The sequence below is a fragment of the Acidovorax sp. KPB24-03 genome, from assembly GCF_057546605.1.
This window is the reverse complement of record NZ_BAAJYR010000887.1, coordinates 1-665: the sequence shown is the minus strand read 5'-3', so window position 1 is coordinate 665 and position 665 is coordinate 1. Positions and strand designations below refer to the sequence as shown.

1 protein-coding gene is annotated in these 665 nt (G+C 74.7%); it reads right to left on the bottom strand.

From position 1 onward, the window contains the following. Positions 1-426: EamA family transporter (locus AC27KI_RS26630; RefSeq protein ID WP_487116890.1), on the bottom strand; the 426-nt coding region annotated here is incomplete at its 3' end. Positions 427-665 lie beyond the last annotated feature (239 nt).

Below are 665 nucleotides of genomic sequence, written 5' to 3'. Positions count from 1 at the left end.
CACTGACGCCAGCCGCGGCCACAGCACCATCGCCACGCCGCTGAAGCCCAGCGCGAGGCCCGCCCAGGTGGCGGCCCGCAGGCGCCCACCCAGCAAGGTGACCGCGATGAGCGCGGTGAACAGCGGCTGCAGCGCACCGATCAGCGCCATCACGCCCGAGGGCAGGCCCTGCGCCATGGCCCACCAGCTCGGCCCCACGTACAGGCCGCTCATGAGCGCTCCGGCCACCAGGTGCAGCGCGATGCGGCGCGGCCCGCGCGGCCATTCGACGCGCGCCCACAGGGCCGCCGCGCCGAAGAGCACGGCCACGCCGATGAAGCGCACGGCCAGAAACCAGAACGGATCGGCGTGCGCCGACACGCCCCGCCCCACCAGGAAGCCCGTGGACCAGATGACGACGAAGAGCAGCGGCGCGATGGCGGTCATGCCGCCCTCCCGCACGCCACGGCCGGCGCCCGGCGGCGCCACACGCACCGGCCGCCGGGGAACTGCGCACAGGCGCCGAACGCAAAGCATGGTGTCATTTCTTGAGTCCTGCGCCCCGCACTTCGAGGCTGATCGTGTCCAGCACCTGCCCGCCGCCGTCCAGCAGCACCACGCGGTGCCGCCCGGGCCACGGGAGCCACGCCCACTGCGGGCCCCGGCCCTGCACCCGGCCGTCGATG